The sequence below is a fragment of the Micromonospora sp. WMMD735 genome, assembly GCF_049178995.1.
Lineage (GTDB): Bacteria > Actinomycetota > Actinomycetes > Mycobacteriales > Micromonosporaceae > Micromonospora > Micromonospora wenchangensis.
The window spans coordinates 6547639-6567161 of sequence record NZ_JBMHMJ010000002.1 but is presented as its reverse complement, the minus strand read 5'-3'; the positions used below and the strand labels follow the sequence as shown (position 1 = coordinate 6567161).

Annotated in this window: 18 protein-coding genes and 1 pseudogene; 6 read left to right on the top strand and 13 right to left on the bottom strand. The window is 74.4% G+C overall.

Features of this window, described 5'->3' with window-relative positions:
• Positions 1-67 precede the first annotated feature (67 nt).
• The 9 genes and pseudogenes from ACN268_RS28800 to rsmD all read right to left on the bottom strand — a co-directional run bounded on the left by ACN268_RS28800 (position 68) and on the right by rsmD (position 8061).
• A complete protein-coding gene (locus tag ACN268_RS28800; protein WP_421486134.1) occupies positions 68-2287 on the bottom strand; it encodes an MMPL family transporter in 2220 nt (739 codons plus the stop codon).
• A 223-nt stretch (positions 2288-2510) separates the two neighbouring features.
• Positions 2511-3368 (bottom strand): bifunctional DNA-formamidopyrimidine glycosylase/DNA-(apurinic or apyrimidinic site) lyase, encoded by an 858-nt coding sequence (gene mutM / locus ACN268_RS28795; RefSeq protein WP_421486132.1) that lies wholly within the window; start codon positions 3366-3368, stop codon positions 2511-2513.
• On the bottom strand, positions 3361-4281 hold the full coding sequence (rnc, locus tag ACN268_RS28790) for a ribonuclease III (protein WP_421486130.1): 921 nt from the start codon (positions 4279-4281) through the stop codon (positions 3361-3363). Before rnc ends, mutM begins: the two co-directional genes overlap by 8 nt.
• Positions 4282-4424: 143 nt before the next feature.
• Positions 4425-5375: pseudogene (locus ACN268_RS28785) on the bottom strand (phosphate acyltransferase PlsX); the annotation flags it as partial.
• A 135-nt stretch (positions 5376-5510) separates the two neighbouring features.
• Positions 5511-5684, bottom strand: coding sequence for a 50S ribosomal protein L32 (gene rpmF / locus ACN268_RS28780; RefSeq protein ID WP_088646032.1), 174 nt, complete (start codon positions 5682-5684; stop codon positions 5511-5513).
• A 5-nt stretch (positions 5685-5689) separates the two neighbouring features.
• On the bottom strand, positions 5690-6253 hold the full coding sequence (locus ACN268_RS28775; RefSeq protein ID WP_421486128.1) for a YceD family protein: 564 nt from the start codon (positions 6251-6253) through the stop codon (positions 5690-5692).
• 110 nt (positions 6254-6363) lie between these two features.
• Positions 6364-6861, bottom strand: coding sequence for a hypothetical protein (locus ACN268_RS28770; protein ID WP_088646034.1), 498 nt, complete (start codon positions 6859-6861; stop codon positions 6364-6366).
• A 154-nt stretch (positions 6862-7015) separates the two neighbouring features.
• Positions 7016-7501 carry a pantetheine-phosphate adenylyltransferase gene (gene coaD, locus ACN268_RS28765; protein ID WP_088646035.1) on the bottom strand — a complete coding sequence of 162 codons (486 nt, stop codon included), beginning with the start codon at positions 7499-7501 and terminating at the stop codon, positions 7016-7018.
• Entirely contained in the window at positions 7498-8061 is a 564-nt protein-coding gene (rsmD, locus tag ACN268_RS28760) for a 16S rRNA (guanine(966)-N(2))-methyltransferase RsmD (RefSeq protein ID WP_421486126.1), read from the bottom strand. The genes coaD and rsmD overlap by 4 nt, the downstream gene beginning before the upstream one ends.
• A 308-nt stretch (positions 8062-8369) precedes the next feature.
• Here rsmD and ACN268_RS28755 point away from each other — a divergent pair, with 308 nt between their 5' ends.
• From ACN268_RS28755 to ACN268_RS28740, 4 genes are all read left to right on the top strand, one after another.
• Positions 8370-9665, top strand: a complete 1296-nt coding sequence (locus ACN268_RS28755) for a cell wall anchor protein (RefSeq protein ID WP_421486124.1) — start codon at positions 8370-8372, stop codon at positions 9663-9665.
• Between the two features lie 156 nt (positions 9666-9821).
• Positions 9822-10658, top strand: coding sequence for an ABC transporter ATP-binding protein (locus ACN268_RS28750; protein WP_421486123.1), 837 nt, complete (start codon positions 9822-9824; stop codon positions 10656-10658).
• Positions 10659-10666: 8 nt separating this feature from the next.
• A complete protein-coding gene (locus ACN268_RS28745) occupies positions 10667-11428 on the top strand; it encodes an ABC transporter permease (RefSeq protein ID WP_421486121.1) in 762 nt (253 codons plus the stop codon).
• A gap of 30 nt (positions 11429-11458) precedes the next feature.
• Positions 11459-12229, top strand: a complete 771-nt coding sequence (locus ACN268_RS28740; protein ID WP_421486119.1) for a MerR family transcriptional regulator — start codon at positions 11459-11461, stop codon at positions 12227-12229.
• 71 nt (positions 12230-12300) lie between these two features.
• On the opposite strand, the gene recG is transcribed toward ACN268_RS28740, so the two are convergent.
• On the bottom strand, positions 12301-14505 hold the full coding sequence (gene recG / locus ACN268_RS28735; protein WP_421486118.1) for an ATP-dependent DNA helicase RecG: 2205 nt from the start codon (positions 14503-14505) through the stop codon (positions 12301-12303).
• Positions 14502-16121 carry a DAK2 domain-containing protein gene (locus ACN268_RS28730; RefSeq protein WP_421486117.1) on the bottom strand — a complete coding sequence of 540 codons (1620 nt, stop codon included), beginning with the start codon at positions 16119-16121 and terminating at the stop codon, positions 14502-14504. The genes recG and ACN268_RS28730 overlap by 4 nt, the downstream gene beginning before the upstream one ends.
• Before the next feature lie 246 nt (positions 16122-16367).
• Here ACN268_RS28730 and rpmB point away from each other — a divergent pair, with 246 nt between their 5' ends.
• Together rpmB and ACN268_RS28720 are read left to right on the top strand one after the other, a co-directional pair.
• Entirely contained in the window at positions 16368-16559 is a 192-nt protein-coding gene (rpmB, locus tag ACN268_RS28725; protein ID WP_046569512.1) for a 50S ribosomal protein L28, read from the top strand.
• A gap of 111 nt (positions 16560-16670) precedes the next feature.
• On the top strand, positions 16671-17924 hold the full coding sequence (locus ACN268_RS28720; protein WP_421486115.1) for an ATP-grasp domain-containing protein: 1254 nt from the start codon (positions 16671-16673) through the stop codon (positions 17922-17924).
• Positions 17925-17987: 63 nt separating this feature from the next.
• Here the strand turns inward: ACN268_RS28720 and ACN268_RS28715 are convergent, their stop codons facing one another.
• Positions 17988-18449, bottom strand: a complete 462-nt coding sequence (locus ACN268_RS28715) for a GNAT family N-acetyltransferase (RefSeq protein ID WP_421486113.1) — start codon at positions 18447-18449, stop codon at positions 17988-17990.
• 22 nt (positions 18450-18471) lie between these two features.
• Positions 18472-19410, bottom strand: a complete 939-nt coding sequence (locus tag ACN268_RS28710) for a thiamine-phosphate kinase (RefSeq protein WP_421486111.1) — start codon at positions 19408-19410, stop codon at positions 18472-18474.
• Positions 19411-19523 lie beyond the last annotated feature (113 nt).

Below are 19523 nucleotides of genomic sequence, written 5' to 3'. Positions count from 1 at the left end.
CCGTGCCGCCGGCCACGGCGCTGCACCACCCGGGCGGGCGGTCACCGGCGGCGGGTCCGACGCTCGGTCAGTGCGCCCCGACCAGCTCCGGCGTCGGTTCGGCCGGTGGGGTGACGGCGGGCCGGTCGCGGCGGCGCAGGAACCGGGGGGCCCACCAGTTGGCCTCGCCGAGCAGGGTCATCACCGACGGCAGCACCACGGCCCGGATGATCGTGGCGTCCAGCAGGATCGCCGCGGCCAGCCCGATGCCGAGCTGCTTCATGTCGATCGTGCTGAGCGAGGCGAAGATCGCGAACACCCCGACCATCACGATCGCCGCGCTGGTCACCACCCCGGCCGAGGAGGTGATGCCGTAGGCGACCGCGTCGGCGTTGGACCGGCCGCCCCGGATGCCCTCCCTGATCCGGCTGACCACGAAGACGTGGTAGTCCATGGAGAGCCCGAAGAGCACCACGAACAGGAACAGCGGCAGCCAGGAGACGATCGCGCCCATCGAGGTGAAGCCGAGCAGGTCCTGCGCCCACTCGCCCTGGAAGACCAGCACCAGCAGGCCGTACGCGGCCCCGGCGGAGAGCAGGTTGAGCAGGATCGAGGTGAGGGCGACCACCACCGACCGGAACGTCCAGGTCATCACCAGGAAGGTCAGCGCCAGCACGAACGCCATCACCAGCGGCAGCTTCTCCCGGATGTGCCGGGCGTAGTCCTCGCTGGCGGCCACCCCGCCACCGACGGCGTACTCGACGCCGGGGATGCCGCGCAGTGCGGCGGGCAGCAGGTCGTCGCGGAGTTCGTGCAGGGAGCGCACCGACCGGTCGTCCCGGCTGGCGTACGGGGTGGCCACCTCCAGCACCGACACCCGGCGGTCGGCCGACACCTCGATCGTCGGGCCGTCCGCCTCGGCCGGGGCGAACAGCGGGTCGGCGGCGGCGGTGCGGGCCAGCCCGGTCAGGGCGGCGCGCACCCGGTCGGCCTGGTCGGCGGGGGCCCGTACGGCGACCGTGTGGCTGGTCCCGGTGCTCGGGAAGGCGGCGGTCAGCCGGTCGTACGCCTGCATCGCCGGGGTCGTCCGGGGCAGGTCCTCCATGCCGGGGAACTTCAGCTTCATGCCGAGCGCCGGGGCGGCCAGGGCGAGCAGCAGCCCCACCGAGACGATCAGGGTGGCCCGGGGAGCACGAAGCGCGGGTCGCAGCACCGCCGGCCAGAACCGGGGCCGGGCCGGCTGCCCGTGCCGGCCGGCGCGGGGGGCGGTGAGCCGCCACAGCAGCGGCACCCGGGGACGGTCCACCCAGCGGCCCAGCTTGGCCAGCAGTGCCGGCAGCACGGTCAGCGAGCCGGTCACCGCGACGGCGACCACCAGGATCGAGCCGACGGCGAGGGAGGAGAAGACCACGTCGTCGGCGAGCATCAGGCCGGCCATCGAGATGATCACCGCGAAGCCGGAGACGACCACGGCGTGCCCGGACGTCTCGGCGGCGATCTCCACCGCGTCCAACCCGGACCGGCCCTTGGCCCGTTCCTCGCGTTCCCGTCGGACGTAGAACAGCGAGTAGTCCACCCCGACGGCCATCCCGATCAGCAGGATCACGCTGGAGGTGGTGTCCGTGGCGGGCACCAGGTGGGAGGCGAGGGTGGACAGACCCATCGCGGCGGCCACCGAGGAGAGCGCCAGCAGCACCGGCACCCCGGCGGCGATCAGCGCGCCGAACGCGACGATCAGGATGGCCAGGGTGACCGGCAGGCTGAGCAGCTCGGCCCGCTTGAAGTCCCGGCCCAGGGTGTCGTCCAGCGCCTGGTTGATCGACGGGCCGCCGACCTGCTCGATCCGCAGCTGCGGGTGGGCGGCCTGGGCGTCGGCGGTGGCGTCGCGCAGCGGCTGCACCCGGTCGGCGGCGGTCTGCGGGTCACCGGCCATGGTGACCGGCACCAGCAGCGCGGCACCGTCGCGCGACGGGACCGGCTCGCCGACCGACGCCACCCCGGTGACCTGTCGCAGCCGGTCGGCCGCGTCGGTCGCGGCGGCCTGCGCGGCGGCCCGGTCCAGGGTGCCGGTACGCGGGGTGATCAGGATGTTCTCCACCGCCGGATCGGTGAAGTCGCCCGAGGTGATGATCACGTCGGCGTGACCGGACTCGCCGATCGCCTGGTCGGCCTGGGTGGCCTCGTTCAGGCCGGCGGCGTTGCCGCCGACGAAGCACACCGCCACGAAGACCACCCAGAGCGCGATCGCGCGCCACGGATGCTCCGCGCTCCACCGTGCCAACCGCACCGTCACCGGTCTGCCGCCCATCTGAGTCGGGCCCCCTTCCCGCCGGCGCCCTGCCGACCGTGCTGACGCTAGGGACGGCGACGCCGGGGCACATCGGGGAACGGCCCCGGCCCGCCCCCGAGGACGCGGGGGCGGTCGGGTCGGGTCGCCCGGGACGACCGACCGGGTGGATCGGGGAAAATCCGGCGGCGGCCCGGGGTGCCGGCGGCGCGGCACACCGGCGCAACCCCGAACCGGCTCGGGGTCAGCCCCTGAGGGCACCCCGGGGGCGGGGCTGACAGCGGGGGCAGCTGTACGACGACCGGTTCATGAACGCCTCCCGGCGGATCGGCGCACCGCACCGCCGGCAGGGCTCACCCTCCCGGCCGTAGACGTTCAGCGACCTGTCGAAGTAGCCGCTCTCCCCGTTGACGTTGACGTACAGGTCGTCGAAGCTGGTGCCGCCCTGCGTGATCGCCTCGCCGAGGACGTCCCGCACGTGCCCGAGCAGCCGACCCGCGGCGGGGGCGGTCAGCGCGTCGGTCGGGCGGGCGCCGTGCAGCCGGGCCCGCCACAGCGCCTCGTCGGCGTAGATGTTGCCCACTCCGGACAGCAGCGTCTGGTCCAGCAGGGCCCGCTTGACCTCGGTACGCCTGCGGCGCAGCGCGGCGACGAACCCCGCGTCGGAGAACTCCGGGTCCATCGGGTCGCGGGCGATGTGGGCGATCTCGGCGGGCAGTTCGGCGCCGCCCTCGCTGACCGCGAGCCCGCCGAACGTCCGCTGGTCGACGAAGCGCAGTTGCGGGCCGTCGTCGGCGAACCGGAACCGGACCCGCAGGTGCAGCTCGTCGGCCGCCTCGGCCGGCTGGAGCAGCAGTTGCCCCGACATGCCCAGGTGGCCGACGAGGGCGTCCCCGCTGTCCAGCGGCAGCCAGAGGTACTTGCCGCGCCGCCGCACGTCGGTCACCGTCCGGCCGGCCAGCACGTCGGCGAAGTGCGCCGGACCGGGCGGGTGGCGTCGCACGGACCGGGGGTGGCGCACCTCCACCGTCGAGATCCGCCGGCCGGTGACCCACTGGGCCAGTCCCTGCCGTACGGTCTCGACCTCGGGCAGCTCAGGCACGGCCCAGTCCCGCCTCGGCGGTCTCGTCCGCCGTCGGGAGCACCGCGTCGGCAGCCGGCCCGTCGGAGGTGGACCCGACCGTACCGTTGCCGGTGGACCCGGCCGGGCCGTCCGGGGTGGACCCGGGCGTCGCGTCGGCGTCGACCGGGCCGGGGCCGACCCGGTCCTGCTCGTCCGGCCCGCTGTCGGCCCGGTCCCGCTCGGCCTGCGCGGTGAGTTCCCGCCAGGCCGCCTCGGCGGCCCGCTGCTCGGCCTCCTTCTTGCTGCGGCCCTCCGACCCGCCGTAGCGGTTGCCGGCCACCACCACCCAGGCGGTGAAGGTCTTGAGGTGGTCCGGGCCGGTGCCCTCGATCCGGTACTCGGGCACCCCCAGGCCGAGCGCGGCGGTCAGCTCCTGGAGGCTGGTCTTCCAGTCCAGCGCCGCGCCCCGGCCCGCCGACTCGGCCATCAGCGGGTCGAACAGCCGGTGGATGACGACCGCCGCGGTGTCCAGCCCGTGCTGGAGGTAGATCGCGCCGAGCAGCGCCTCCAGGGTGTCGGCGAGGATGCTCGCCTTGTCCCGCCCGCCGGTGGTCTCCTCGCCCTTGCCGAGCAGCAGGTAGGCGCCGAGCCCGTCCGGGCCGAGGCCCCGGGCCACGTCGGCCAGGGCGCGCATGTTGACCACGCTGGCCCGCAGCTTGGCCAACTGCCCCTCGGGCAGGTCGGGGTGGTTCCGGAACAGCGCCGTGGTGATCACCACGCCGAGCACCGAGTCGCCGAGGAACTCCAACCGCTCGTTGGTGGGCAGCCCGCCGTTCTCGTACGCGTACGAGCGGTGGGTCAGCGCCCGCTCCAGCAGCTCGGCGTCGAGTGTCACCCCGAACGCCGCCTCCAGGTGGCTGACGGGCGCACGCCGCCGCTTGTCGTTGCTCATGTTCCTACCTCTGCTTCGGTCCCGCCGGGGTACGCGGGCGGATGACCCGGGTGCCGGGCGGCGGGTGCGTTCTGGACCGTCGGGCCGGCCGGCGTGGGTCCGGTGTTCCCGGTCACCTCGTCGGCCCGGTCGGCGGCGGAACGGGTGGGGGTGTCCTCCCGCTCCGGGTCGGTGCCGTCGCTCGCGGGAAGGAGCGCGACCTGCTCCCGGACCTGCTCGGTGGCCCGGCGACGCCAGAGGTGGGCGGCCAGGGCGATACCGGAGGCGACGTCGTCCGGGGTCGCCGCGCCGTGGCAGACCACCACCGTCCCGCCGACCCCGAGCAGGGCCGCCGCCCGGGGCGCTCCGCCACTGGTCGGTGGGCCCCCGGCCATCGCGTACGCCCCCTCGATGGTCTTGAGCAGGATGTTGCCGGTGAAGCCGTCGGTGACGACCACGTCGGCGCGGACGCCGGACGTCACGTCGTACCCCTCGACCAGGCCGACGTAGCGGGCGTCACCGGGCAGCGCGGTGGCGGCGAGCATCAGGTCGGCGGTGCGGCGCGGGCGGTCCCCCTTGCCGGCCTCGGTGCCGACCGAGAGCAGGCCGACGCGGGGGGCGGCGACGGCGTGGGCGACGGCGGCGTAGGCCGCGCCGAGCACGGCGTGCCGGGCCAGGGTGGCCGGTCGGGGTTCCAGGGAGCCGCCGACGTCGAGCAGGACCACCGGGCCGGAGACGGCCGGGATCGTCGCCACCAGCGCGGGCCGGCGCACGCCGGGCCAGCGGCCGAAGCCGAGGGCGGCGGCGGAGACGGTGGCGCCGGTGGACCCGGCGGAGACGAGCGCGTCGGCGGCGCCGTCGCGGACGGCGGAGACGGCCGCCCGGACGGTGCTGTCGGCGCGGGGGGCGTGCTCGGTCGGCCCGGCGGCGGTCCGGGTGGCCCGGATGGTGATCCGGGTCCGTTGCGCCGGGGTCAGGGCGTCGACCACCCCGGCCGCGACCTCGGTCGGGCCGACGAGCAGCAGGTGCAGGTCCGGGTCGGCCCGCACCGCCCGCAGAGCGCCGTCAACCACGACGGCGGGAGCATCGTCCCCGCCGAGGAGGTCAACGGCGATCCGCGCGGTGCCCGACTCCCTCGCCGGGCCGGCCGGATCAGGCCGGCCGGTGTCGGAGGGAGCCGGGGCACCGGGCGATCGCCGGGGTGCGCGCGCCACCCGACCCGTGGTCGGGGGTGTCACTCGGCGTCCAGGTCAGACCTCGAGGACCTGGCGGCCGTTGTACGTGCCGCAGACGGAGCACGCCGCGTGCGGCAGCTTGGGGGACTTGCACTGCGGGCAGGCCACGGTCGCGACCACAGCCGCCTTCCAGTTCGCCCGGCGGGACCGGGTGTTGCTGCGCGACATCTTGCGCTTGGGGACGGCCACGGTTCCTACTCCTCTGTACGGTTCAGTTGCGACAGGCTCGCCCAACGCGGGTCGATCTGCTGGTGGCTGTGATCGGCCGGCAGATCGTCCCGGTGCACCCCGCATTCGGGGCACAGTCCCGGGCAGTCCTCCCGGCAGAGCGGGTTGGTCGGCAGCGTGAGCACCACCGCGTCCCGCAGCGCCGGCTCCAGGTCGATCAGATCGTCCTGCATCCGGCCCACCTCGTCCTCGTCGGTCGTGATGTCCGTGGTGCTGTTCTCGTACGCGTACAGCTCCTGGACGTTCACGGTCAACGAGTAGTCGATCGCGCGCAGGCAACGACCGCACTCGCCCTGGACGGGACCGGTCACGGTCCCGGAGACGAGCACGCCCTCGGACACCGACTCCAACCTCAGGTCGAGGTCGAGGTCCGCGCCCTCCGGCACGCCGATCAACTCTCCGCCGAGGTCCGCCGGTGCCGGCACGACCCGCCGATGCGTACGCAACGCGCCAGGGCGACGCGGCAGGTCCCTCGTGTCGAGGACCAGCGGCGCCCTGGGGTTGAGTGATGAAGGCGAGTGTTTGGGCATAGTCAGACTCCGGCCGGTGAGAGGCCGACAAAAAAGGTTACCTGGGCGACCGCCTGGTCGTCGAACCGGGGGCGACGCCCGACCCGTCCGTCGGTGGGATGAGGTGCCGCTCAGAAGGGTAACGGGCGTTCCGCCTCGTCCCCACCGAAGGTGCCGATCTCGCGCAGCGCGTGCATCTTGTCCCGCCCGCGCTCGATCGAGGCCAGCGCCCGGGTGAGGAACTGCTCGAAGTTCGCCAGCGCGGTGTCGACGTAGTCGTCGACCTCCTCGCGCAGCCGCTGCGCCTCGGCGCGGGCCTCGGCGATGATCCGGGCCCCCTCGTGCTCGGCGGAGACGGTGATCTCGTTCACCGAGACCAGCCGGGCGTGTTCCGCCTCACCCTCGCTGATGATCCGGTCGGCCTCCCGCTTGCCGGCTTCCATGATCTTGTCCCGCTCCTCCAGCAGGGCGGCGGCGCGGCGCAGGTCGGCGGGGAGTTCGGCGCGCATCTCGTCGAGGGCGGCGATCATCTCGCCCCGGTCGACCATGCAGTTGTTGCGCGACATCGGGACGGAGCGCGCCTGCTCCACCATGGCGATCAGTTCGTCGATGCGGTCGAGCGGGTCCACCGGTACCTCACTCCTGTCGTTCGTCGGCCGACCTACATGATGCGGCCTGCGCCCGGCTTCGGCGCTGCACCACATGATGTCGTGCCCCGGCCACCACCGCCGCCACCACCCCGGCCCGACGCGCCGCCCGGATGCGGCGTGACCGCGCGACGGTTCAGGGACGCGGGACGGTCAGCCGGGCCTGCAGCGCCCGGCGGACGGTGTCGGGCACGTGCGAGGAGATGTCGCCACCCCACTTCGCCACGTCCTTGACCAGGCTGGAGGAGAGGAACGAGTAGAGCGGGTTGGTCGGCATGAACAGCGTCTCCACGCCGGCCAGGCCGATGTTCATCTGGGCCATCTGCAACTCGTAGTCGAAGTCGCTGACCGCCCGCAGGCCCTTGATCAGCACACTCGCCTCCTGCGCCCGGCAGAAGTCGACGAGCAGCCCCCGGAACGACGCGACCCGCACGTTGCCGTACGAGGAGGTCACCTCGCGGAGCATGTCGATCCGCTCCTCGACGGTGAACAGGCCGCTCTTCGACTGGTTCACCAGCACGCCGACGATCACCTCGTCGAAGAGCCGGCTGGCCCGTCCGATGATGTCGAGGTGTCCGTTGGTGACCGGGTCGAACGAGCCGGGACACACCGCACGTCTCATGATCGGCGACCGTACCAAAGAGTGGTCTCGCCGTAACGCCGGCTGCGCCCGGCGGTGATGCCCTGCACCCAGTCGACCGGGCCGCCCCGGGTGGACCGCTCGACCACGACCAGCGCGTCGGGGGCGAGCCAGTCGTGCGCGACCAGCCCGGTCAGCAGGGCGGTGATCTCGTCGTCCGGCACCGCGTAGGGCGGGTCGGCGAAGACCACGTCGTACGGATCGCCGCCGGGTCCGGCCGCGACCACCCCGGCCACCCTGCCGGTGACCAGTCGGGCGGCGGGGGCGGCCCGCAGCGCGGCGACGTTCTCCCGGATCACCCGGGCGGCCCGGGGGTCGGACTCGACGAGCAGCACGTGCGCCGCGCCCCGGGACAGCGCCTCCAGCCCGACCGCGCCGGAGCCGGCGTAGAGGTCGGCGAAGCGGGCCCCGTCCAGGTCCACCTCGGCGGCGACGGCACTGAACAGCGCCTCCCGGACCCGGTCGGAGGTGGGTCGGGTGCCGCCGCCGGCGGGTGCGGCGATCCGTCGTCCGCCGAGCGTGCCGGCCACGATCCGGGTCACGGTCTGCCCCTGTGCATGCCTGTGACGCTACGCGACGGGCGGCGCGGGCCGGCGGCGCGGTGCACCCGGGCCGGGTGACCACATGATCACTTCAGGTAGATCAATGATCTCATATGTATAACAACACTCCCTGTGCCGGCTGTGCGCTATGTCCGTATCGACGGGCCCACTAGGGTCGGCCCGGTGCCGGTGCCGCTCCGCCGGCCAGGGCGCCGGACCGGCGTCGTCACGGCGCTCCCCATCCCTGCCGTGACCCGACAGACGCCACCCCCGCCGCGCCCTGACGCACCCTCACCCCGGGAGTACGCGTGATCCGTCCCCAGCTGTCGCCACGGCGACCGCTCGCCGCGACCGCCGCCGCCCTGGCCGGCCTGGCCACGGCCCTCGCCCTGACCGCCCCGGCGGGCGCCACCGCAGCCTCACCGTCCCCCACGGCCACGGCCACGGCCACGGCCACGCCGACGGCGACCGCCACGCCGAGCGCGACGGCCACCACCCCGTCGGGCGGCGAGCCCGCGCCGTCCTGCGTCGCCGCCGCCGACGCCCGCTACACGCACACCTTCGACGGGCCCGCGGGCAAGGCGTCGATCACGCTGACCAACGGCCCGCTGTGCCGGGGCGAGGAGCAGGACCTGGCCCTGGTGTCGTACGTGACGCCGTCGGCGAAGTTCGCCGTCCCGCAGTACGTGCTCGACAAGTCGGTCAAGAAGTTCACCGGGGTGGCCCCGGGCGAGCTGGGGGTGGCCACCCTCGACTTCGCCGTCGAGGTGCCGAACTGCTACACCCAGGTCGACTTCGTCTTCGGCAGCAAGCTGATCGACCCGCTGACCGACACCAGCGACCGGTACGGCGACCGCAAGGTCGGCAGCCCGGCCGGCATCGGCGCCCGCTCCACCGGCCCGCGCGCCTGGTACAACGGCGGCTCGGGCACCTGCTCGGCCGCGCCGGAGGTGATCGCCGAGTCCGACTGCGACGGCAACGTCGAGCTGACCCTGGTCAACCGCGGCGGCAACGCCGGGGCGACCTTCGCGATCGTCGGCAGCGGTGGGTTCACCGAGCAGGTGACCGTCCCGCTGCGCAAGATCGAGACCCGCAGGCTCAGCGCCGGGCAGGCGCAGGAGATCACCGTCACCGCCCCCGGCATGAAGGACTTCACCGGCGGCTGGCAGAAGCCCGCCGACTGCCAGCAGCCCGAGGTCGGCACCCCCGACGCCAGCTACGAGTCGAGCTGCGACAAGATGATCTTCCGGATCAGCAACCCGGAGGACGGCACCCCGCTGACCTCCGTGTTCACCCCCAACAAGGGCGAGCCGAAAAAGATCACCGTCGAGCCCGGCCGGACCGGGACGGTCAGCTTCCCGGCCAGCAAGGGGCTCACCGTCACCGTCACCGGTGACCTCGACTCCGGCGGCCCACTGAAGTGGGAGCAGCCGAAGGACTGCCCGTCCACCGGTGGCGGCGGTGGCGGCGGCGACCAGGACGGCGGCCTCCCGGTGACCGGCGCGGCGGCCGGTGCCATCGCGGCCGGTGCGGCCACCCTGCTGGTGGCCGGCGGGGTGCTCTTCCTCGTCGCCCGTCGTCGGCGCATCCGCTTCACCGTCTGACCCGCACAGCACACCCGCAGGGCGCTGCCCCCGCACAGCACCGCAGGGCGCTGCCCCGCACAGCACGCCCGCAGGGCGCGTCGACCGACCGGTCGACGCGCCCTGCGCGGTTTCACGCTTGACCCTGCCGCAGCGTCAACCTCGCATGCTGACGCCATGTCCACGACAGAGTCGACGCGAGCCCCCGGGCCCGCCATCCAGATCCGGGGCCTGACCAGGTCCTACCGCGAACTGCCCGTGCTGCGCGGAGTGGACCTCGACGTGGCCCCGGGCAGCATCCTCGCCCTGCTCGGCGCCAACGGAGCGGGGAAGACCACCCTGGTACGCATCCTCGCCACCCTGCTCCGGCCGGACGGCGGAACGGCCCACGTGCACGGCTTCGACGTCACCACCCAGGGCGCGCGGGTACGCGAGTCCGTCAGCCTCACCGGCCAGTTCGCCGCCGTCGACGAGATCCTCACCGGCCGGGAGAACCTGGTGCTGGTCGCCCGGCTGCGCCACCTGCCCGACCCCGGCCGGATCGCGGACGACCTGCTCGGCCGCTTCGCGCTCACCGACGCGGGCCGTCGGCGGGTGGGCACCTACTCCGGCGGGATGCGCCGCCGCCTCGACATCGCGATGAGCCTCATCGGCGACCCACCGGTGATCTTCCTCGACGAACCCACCACCGGGCTCGACCCGCAGGCACGGATCGAGGTGTGGCAGGCCGTCCGGGAACTCGCCCGCCGGGGCACCACCGTGCTGCTCACCACCCAGTACCTCGACGAGGCCGAACAGCTCGCCGACCGGATCGCCGTGCTGCACCACGGGCGGATCATCGCCGACGGCACGCTGGCCCAGCTCAAGCAGCTCCTCCCGCCCGCCACCGTCGAGTACGTCGAGAAGCAGCCCACCCTGGAGGACGTGTTCCTCGCCATCGTCGGCGACGACGGGGCCACCGCCGACACCGACCGCGTCCCGGACCCCGCCCGCCCCGCCGGCACGAGCCACTGAGGACCCCGATGACCAGACACTTCCTGCCGGACACCGCCGCCCTGCTCGGGCGCTCGCTGCGGCACATCAGCCGCAGCCCGGACACCGTCATCACCACCACGATCATGCCGATCGCGTTCCTGCTGCTGTTCGTCTACGTGTTCGGCGGCGCGATCCGGACCGGGTCCGACCGGTACGTGAACTACCTGCTGCCCGGCATCCTGCTGATCACCGTCGTCTCCGGCATCTCCTACACCGCGTACCGGCTCTTCCTGGACCTCAAGGGCGGCATCTTCGAGCGGTTCCGGTCCATGCCGATCGCCCGCTCGGCCGTGCTCTGGGCACACGTGCTGACCTCGCTGGTCGCCAACCTGATCTCGCTCGTGGTGGTGGTGCTGGTCGCCCTCGCCATGGGCTTCCGCTCCGGGGCCGGCCCGCTGGCCTGGCTGGCGGTCACCGGCATCCTGCTGCTGTTCACCCTGGCGCTGACCTGGCTCGCGGTCATCCCGGGCCTGACCGCCACCTCCGTGGACGGCGCGAGCGCGTTCTCCTACCCGCTCATCCTGCTACCGTTCGTCAGCTCGGCCTTCGTGCCCACCGACACCATGCCCGGCCCGGTGCGGGCCTTCGCCGAGCACCAGCCGGTGACCTCCATCGTGAACGCCCTGCGCGGCCTGCTCGCCGGGCAGCCGGACGGCGGTGAGGTGTGGACCGCACTCGTCTGGTGCGCCGGCCTCCTCGTCGTCGCGTACGCCGGCGCGATGGTCGTGCACCGCCGTCGGGTCGGTTGACGGTGCGGCCGGATCGGGCAGGCTGAGGCCATGTTGACGATCGGACGGCTGGCGTCGTACGCCGGGGTGACCATCCGCGCCGTACGGCACTACCACCAGATCGGGCTGCTGCCGGAACCGGAGCGCGACGCCTCCGGCTACCGCACGTACGACGCGGCGGCGGTGGTACGCCTGATCCGGATCCGCACCCTCGCCGAGGCCGGCGTCCCGCTGAGCCGGGTCCGCGAACTGCTCGACGCCGACCCGGCGACGTTCGCCGCCGCCACCACCGAGATCGACCACCAGTTGCGTACCCAGATCCGGGCGCTTCAGGAGCACCGACGGCGGATCGCCAGGCTCCGTGACGGTGACACCCTCGCCGTCCCCGCCGAGGTGGTCGACTATCTGGACCGGCTCCGCGCCGCCGGGGTGCCACTGGTCGCCGTCGAGGGCGAACGCGACGGATGGATCCTGATGGCGGCGCGGTGGCCGGACGCGATCCCGACGCTGATGGCCGACAAGGTGGCCCAGCTCGACAACCCCCAGGTCGTCCAGTTCTACCGACTGATCGGACGGATCGCCGAGAACTGGCAGGACGAGGAGCTGCTGCACGAGACGGCGGACCTGATGGCCGAGATGTTCGCGCAGGCGGAGGCCGCCGGGGAGCTGGCGATGCAGAAGGAGGTCACCCCCGACCCCGCGTTCGTCAGGTTGATGGACTCGTTCGCCGACGCGGCCCATCCCGTCGTCAGGCGGCTGCGCAGGCTGGTCGCCGACCGGGGGTGGACCGGCTGGACCGTCATCGAGAAACGCCGTCCCTGAGCCGTCCCGCCGGGTCGTGGCGCACCCGGCCGGCTGACCGCCGCCCCGACGTCCGCGCGTCGGGGCGGCGGTCAGCCCTTCTCCAGGTACTCCGCGCGTTCCTCGTCGACCAGGGCGGCGACCGAGGCGGCCAGGGCGGGGTGCCGGGCCAGCTCCGGGTCCTGGTCGACCAGGGCGACCGCCTCGGCCCGCGCGTCACGGATCAGGTCGGCGTCGCGTCTCAGGGAGAGCAGCCGCAGGTGCGAGCGGCGGCCGGACTGGGTGGCCCCCAGCACGTCACCCTCCCGGCGCTGCTCCAGATCCAGCTCGGCCAGCTTGAACCCGTCGGTGGTGGAGGCGACCGCGTCCAGCCGCTCCCGCGCCGACGAACCCTCGGCCGCCTCGCTGACCAGCAGGCAGAGCCCGGGAGCCGAACCCCGGCCGACCCGGCCCCGGAGCTGGTGCAGCTGTGAGACCCCGAACCGGTCGGCGTCCAGCACGATCATCACGGTGGCGTTGGGCACGTTCACCCCGACCTCGACCACCGTGGTGGCGACCAGCACGTCGAGGTCACCGTCGGCGAAGGAGCGCATCACCGCGTCCTTCTCGTCGGCGGGCAGCCGGCCGTGCAGGACGCCGATCCGCAGCCCGTGCAGCGGACCGTCGGCGAGCAGCGGCGCCACCTCGGTCACCGCCAGCGGGGGGCGTCGCCCGTTGTCGTCCTCGCGGGGCGGCTCCTCCTCGGCCGCCGGCCCCTCACCGATGCGCGGGCACACCACGTACGCCTGGTGGCCGGCGGTGACCTCCTCGCGCACCCGCCGCCACGCCCGGTCCAGGAAGGCCGGCTTCTCGGCGGCCGGCACCACGTGCGAGGCGATCGGGGACCGGCCCTGCGGCAACTGGGACAGGGTGGAGGTCTCCAGGTCGCCGTAGACGGTCATCGCCACCGTGCGCGGGATCGGGGTGGCCGTCATCACCAGCACGTGCGGCGGCTGGTCGGCCTTGGAACGCAGCGCGTCGCGCTGCTCCACGCCGAACCGGTGCTGCTCGTCGACCACCACCAGACCCAGGTCGGCGAAGTCGACGCCCTCGTAGAGCAGGGCGTGGGTACCGAGCACGATGCCCGCCCGCCCCTGCGCGACCTCGGCCAGGGCCCGCCGCCGGGCCGCCGCGCCCAGCGAGCCGGTGACCAGCTCCACCCGCGTCGCGTCGTCGGCCGCGCCCAGTTCGCCGGCCTGGGCCAGCGGGCCGAGCAGGTCGAGCATGCCCCGGTGGTGCTGGGCGGCGAGCACCTCGGTCGGGGCCAGCAGCGCCGCCTGGCCGCCCGCGTCGACCACCTGGAGCATCGCCCGCAACGCCACCACCGTCTTGCCGGAACCGACCTCGCCCTGCAACAGCCGGTGCATCGGATGCGGGGTGGCCAGGTCGGCGGCGATCTCGACGCCGACGTCGCGCTGCCCGGGGGTCAGCTCGTAGGGCAGCCGGGCGTCGAACGCGTCGAGCAGGCCACCCGCCTTCGCCGGGCGCGGCGTCGCCGGCCAGGACGCCGCCCGCAGCTTGCGCTGCACCAGGGTCAACTGCACGGCGAACGCCTCGTCCCACTTGAGCCGGCGACGGGCCCGGTACAGCTCCTCCTTGCTCGACGGCCGGTGGATCTCGCGCAGCGCGGTGCCGATGCCGACCAGCTTGCGGTCGGCCCGCAGCGACGCCGGCAGCGGATCGTCAGGCGGGGCGACCGTGTCCAGCACCACCCGGACGCACCTGGCGATCACCCAGGTCGGCACGGCGGCGGCAGCCGGATAGACCGGGATCAGCGCCCCGGCGAACTCCTCGACCTCCTCGGAGGCCGCCGCCTCACCCTCGCCACCCTCGCCGAGCAGCACGTACTCGGGGCCGTTGAGCTGCCGTTTGCCCCGGAACTCGGTGACCTTGCCGGCGAACAACCCCCACCGGCCGGGGCGCAGCTCGCGTTCCCGCCACGCCTGGTTGCCGAAGAAGGTCAACGTCAGCGTCCCGCCCGAGTTGTCGCCGACGGTCACCTCCAGCAGGTTGCCCCGGCGCTGCCGCATCGGACGCACCGCCGTGCGCTGCACCTGGGCCAGCACGGTGACCTGCTCACCGACGTCCAGCGAGCGGATGTCGGTGTGCTCGCCGCGCTCGTCGTAGCGGCGCGGGAAGTGGTACATCAGGTCACCGGCGGTGTGCAGGTCGAGATGACCGGCGAGCGCCCTGGCCGTGCGCTCCCCGACCAGCTTCGTCAGCGCGGTGTCCACCGTGGCCGGTTCGGCCGTCGTCATTCGACCCCCACCAGGAGCGGATAGTGCGGTTGCCCGCCCGGGTACGCCTGCACCTCGACGAAGGGCCAGCGCCGGGTCACGTGCTCCCGGACCGCCTCGGCGAGCCCGGCCGGGGCGTCCGCGCCGGTGAGCAGGGTGACCAGCTCACCGCCGCCGCCGAGCATCCGGTCGACCACGGCGGCGCAGGTGTCGACCAGGTCGCTGCCGATCAGGTGCACCTCCCCCTCGACCAGGGCCAGCACGTCGCCGGGCCGGCACGGGCCGGCGACGGTCAGCGCCTCCCGGCTGGCGTGGCACACCTCGGCGTACCGGCAGGCCCCGGCCGCCTCGGCCATCGCGATGACGTCGTCGGCGAACCGGCGCTGCGGGTCCCGCACGGCGAGCGCGGCCAGCGCCTGCACCGGCGAGCGGGTCGGCACCACGCTGACCTTCACCCCGAACCGGTGCGCCTCCCGGGCGGCGGCGCTCGCCACCGCTTGGGTGTTCGGGTCGTTGGGCAGGACCACCACCCGGGCGGCGGCGGTGGCCCGGATCGCGTCCAGCAGCTCACCGGTGGACGGGTTGCCCGGCACCACCGTCGCCCCCTCGCCACCGAGGAGTTCGGCGATGCCGACACCGGTCGCGACCACCACGGCCGCCCGGCCGTCGGTGGCGACGTGGTCGGCCGGCGGGGTCTGGTCGGCGAACCGGGTCACCGAGATCCGGTACGGCCGGCCGGCGGCCACCCCCGCCTCGACGGCCGCCCCGACGTCGTTGACGTGGACGTGGACGTTCCAGGTGGTGGACTCGGCCGGTGAGCCGGCGTCGCCGACCACCACCAGCGAGTCGCCCAGCGTGGCCAGTTCGGCGCGCATCCGGGTCACCGCCCCGTGCGGGGCGTCGAGGAGGAACTGCACCTCGTAGGCGTACTCGGGGGAGCCGGTCTCCCGGACGACGGTCAGCGGCGGGCGCACCGGGCGGGCCACCGGCGGCGGCCCGGCCGGAGCCTCCCCCGTGACCACCTCGACCAGCGCGTCGAGCAGCAGGCAGAGCCCCCGGCCGCCAGCGTCGACCACGCCGGCCCGGGCCAGCGCGGGCAGCTGCCCGGGGGTACGCGCCAGCGCGCGGGCGGCCTCCCCGGCGGCGGCCCGCGCCACGGTACACAGGTCGTCGCTGTCGGCCTGCTCGGCGGCGGTCGCGGCGGCGGCGACCACACTCAGCACGGTGCCCTCGACCGGTCGGGCCACCGCGGCGTAGGCGGCGGTGGTGGCGTCGCGCAGCGCGGCGGCCAACGCCCGGCCGGCGACGGCGGGCACGTCGCCGAGCGTGTCGGCGAGGCCGCGCAGGATCTGCGAGAGGATCACCCCGGAGTTGCCCCGCGCGCCGAGCAGCGCACCCCGGGCCATCAGCCGCAGCGCCCGCCCGTGTGCGGTCGTGCCGTCCCCGGGCAGGGTGGCGAGTTCCATCGCCAGCGCCTGCTGGGCCGAGGTGAGGGTGAGCACGAGGTTGGTGCCGGTGTCCCCGTCGGGCACGGGGTAGACGTTCAGCTCGTCGATCTCGCCCTGGTGCCGGCGCAGCGCGGCCAGACCGCCCGCGCACCAGCGGCCCACCGCGGCGGCGTCGAGGGTGTCCAGCACGGCCAGAAGCCTACTGGCGGCGACCGACACCCGCCGGGGTCGGCTGGCGTGTCCCGGTTCGGTCCGGGAGTGCCGTCCCGGTCCGCGGCGGCCGGCCGGGCAGGGCGGCGGTGGCCGGGCCGGGCCGGGCGGCGGGAGCCGGGACGGGCGGTTGGTCCTGCCCGGAGTGCATCGGGTACCCTGGCCAGGTTGTCCGGGCAGCGCCTGCCGGCGACCTCATGAACGTATCAATCTCAGGAGTATCCCGTGGCTAGCGTGTGCGACGTCTGTGGCAAGGGGCCGGGCTTCGGCCACAACGTGCCCTGGTCCAAGAAGAAGACCAACCGCCGCTGGAACCCGAACATCCAGTCGGTGCGTACCCCGGCCGGTGGGGGCACCACCAAGAAGCTCCAGGTCTGCACCTCGTGCATCAAGGCCGGCAAGGTCACCCGCGCCTGACCTGGTAACACCTCCACCGCCTCAGCTCCGATCAGTACCGGTGGGCCGTCCGGCCCGCCGGTACTGTCGTGTCCCCGCCATCCGGTGACCGACCCGTACGGAGGACGACCTTTGGACCTCGACCTGGGCCGCGACGAGATGATCGTCGTGGGCGCCTCGCTCGGCATGCTGCACTGGTTCGCCGAGGAGTTGCCGCCGGGCAGCGTGGTGCTCGTCGAGGAGCCGGAGATCATCGCCCGGCGGGACGTCACCGCGACGACGGCCCGGCTGCCGGTGGTGTCCCGGGTGGTGTCCGCCCGCTACCAGACCGGCCTGGACGTCGAGGAACTGCTCGCCCGGGAGCCGGGCCTGGCCACCGCCCGGCTGGTGATGCCCGGTCTGGAGTACGCGGTCGGGGCCACCGCCCGGCTCGCCGAACGGCTGGGCCTGCCCGGGGCCGGCCCACAGGCCGCCGACGTGTTCTCCGACAAGCACCGGATGCGCGTGCTGGCCGACCGGGCCGGGCTGGCCAATCCGGCGTACGAGCTGGTCGACTCCCCGCAGCGGGCGGCGGCGTTCGCGGCCCGGTTCGGTGGCCGGTGCGTCTTGAAGCCGACCCGTCGCTCCGGCAGCCTCGGCGTGCAACTCGTCGACGCCGGTGACGACCTGTCCGCGGCCTGGTCGGCGACCGCCGCCCCGGAGGCGCCGGTGGAGGCGGCCACCGACCTGCCCACCGAGGTGCTCGTCGAGCAGACCCTGGTCGGGCCGGAGTACAGCGTCGAACTGCTGGTCGCCGACGGCGAGGTGTGCTTCGGCAACGTCACCGACAAGCGGGTGCTGCCCGGCCGCCGCCCGGTGGAGACCGGGCACACGGTGCCGTCGGCGCTGCCGGCGGACGGCCGCGCGGAACTCGTCGCGGCGGCCACCCGGCTGGCGGCGGCGGCCGGTTTCCGCACCGGTGTGCTGCACAGCGAGTGGATCGTCGCCGACGGCGTGCCGACGCTGGTGGAGTGCGCCGCCCGGCTGCCCGGCGACATGATCGCCGCGCTGATCTCGCTGGCGTACGAGTGCGGGTTCATCGACGCCTACCTGCGGACGCTGCGCGGCGAGCGGCCCCGGCTGCCGGCCCGGCCGTCCGGGGCGTCGGCGGTGGAGTTCCTGCTGCCGCCGCCGGGGACGCTGACCGCGGTCGACGGGCTGCGTGACGCCCGCCGGGTCCCCGGCGTCCTCGCCGTGCAGCTCGACGTGGCCGTCGGGGACCGGGTCGGCGAGGTCACCTCGTCGGTACGCCGGGGCGGGCACGTGCTGGCCTGGGGCGCCGACCCGGCCGAGGCGGCGGCCGCCGCCCGTGCCGGGGCCGACCGGCTCCGGTTCACCGTCGCCTGACGCCGCCGGGCCGCCGCCCCGGCCCCGGCCGCCGCGGGCGGGACCGGCGCGTCGTACGACCGGTCAGAGCGTCCGGCCGAACGACAGGCAGCCGGGGGCGTCGGCGTAGTAGCCGAAGTTGGCGATCCGCTCGTACCCCGCCGAGGTGTAGAGGGCGACCGCCTCGGGTTGCCGGTCACCGCACTCCAGGATGATCCGCGTGCGCCCGTGCCGGCGGGCCGACTCCTCGATGGCGGCGAGCAGGGCGCGGGCCACCCCGCGCCCCCGCACGGCCGGGGTGGTGTACATCCGTTTCAGCTCGGCGGCGTCCGCGCCGTGGCTGCGCCACCCCGCGCAGCCGACCGGCTCGCCGTCGAGGTGGGCCACGAGGAAGTCGCCGTGCGGCGGGACGAACTCGGTGTGGTCGATGGGGGTCTCGTCGCCGCTGCCGCCGTACCGGACGCCCAGGTCGGCCATGGTCGCCCGGATGAGCGTCTGGGCCGCTGGCGAGTCGAAGCCCAGCGGTCGGATCTCGATCTCACTCACGGGGGAAGGGTACGACCGCCCCTTACCGGAAGTGGTCCCAGCCTGCCGGTCCGTCGTACACGTCACCGTCGACGGTCACCCCGCCGCCCTCGACCACCCGGCCCACCGGCCGCCACCGGTCCGGCAGCGCCACCGTCGCCGGGAAGGTGGCGACCAGGGCGTGATCGTCGCCGCCGGCCAGGATCCAGGTGTACGGGTCGACGCCGAGCGCCTGGGCGGCGTCGCGCATCTGCGGCGGCACCGCGAAGGCGTCCCGGCGCAGGTCGACGCCGACACCGCTGGCCTTCGCCAGGTGGCCCAGGTCGGCCAGCAACCCGTCCGACACGTCGATCATGGCGGTGCCGCCGAGCCGGGCGGCCTCCGGTCCGGCCCGGTAGGGCACCTCCGGCCGCCGGTACGCCTCGACCAGCACCCGCGGGGTGCGGAATCCCCGGGAGAGCACGGTCAGCCCGGCGGCGGCCCAGCCGGTGCGGCCGGCGAGCGCCACCACGTCACCCGGGCGGGCGCCGGAGCGGACCACCGGTGCCCGGCCCGCCAGGTCGCCGAGAGCGGTCACCGCGATGGTGAGGGTGGGGCTGGCGGACATGTCCCCACCGACCACCCCCGCGTCGACCAGCGCCGCCTCGGCGGCCAACCCGTCGGCCAGTTCCTCCACCCAGGCGGTGTCCAGGTCGGCGGGGATGCACAGGGCCACCAGCAGGGCGGTGGGGGTGGCGCCCATGGCGGCGATGTCGGCGAGGTTGGCCGCCGCCGCCCGGTGCCCGACGTCCCGCGCGCCCGACCAGTCCCGCCGGAAGTGCCGTCCCTCGACCAGCACGTCGGTGGAGGCGACCACCCGCCGGTCGCCGGCGGCCACCACGGCGGCGTCGTCGCCCGGCCCGAGCAGGCAGGCCGATCCGTACGTCAGCCGGGCGGTCACCCGGTCGATGAGGCCGAACTCGCCCACGTCCGTGACACCCATGTCTTCCTTCCGACACGCTCGCTAGCTGCCCAACCGCGACCACCGCCAGGGATCACGCCTGCTCCGTAGGGTATTTTCACCCTTCGGGCCGCCCCTGGCGGCGACGGACGGAG